The sequence below is a fragment of the Candidatus Binatia bacterium genome (genome assembly GCA_023150935.1).
Lineage (GTDB): Bacteria > Desulfobacterota > Binatia > HRBIN30 > HRBIN30 > JAKLJW01.
Map to the genome: position 1 here is coordinate 262 of JAKLJW010000163.1, position 294 is coordinate 555.

Here is a 294-nt window from a genome sequence, read left to right on the forward strand (position 1 = left end):
TGCCGCGACATTTCCGCCGGCGCGGACGTCGACGTCCTCGAAATCGACGGCGCCAGCAACCGCGGAGTAGACGAGATCCGCCAGCTTCGCCAGAACGTCGCCGTCCGTCCGAGCCGGGCCCGCTTCAAGATCTACATCATCGACGAAGTCCACATGCTCACCCGCGAGGCGTTCAACGCCTTGCTTAAAACGCTCGAAGAACCGCCCGAGCACGTCAAATTCATTTTCTGCACGACGGAACCGGAAAAGGTCCCCATCACGATCCACTCCCGCTGCCAACGGTTCGACTTCGCC

1 protein-coding gene is annotated in these 294 nt (G+C 61.6%); it reads left to right on the forward strand.

Features of this window, described 5'->3' with window-relative positions; translation table 11 throughout:
- Window positions 1-294 (forward strand): AAA family ATPase (locus L6Q96_23525; protein ID MCK6557518.1); only part of this gene is annotated, 294 nt, incomplete at both ends.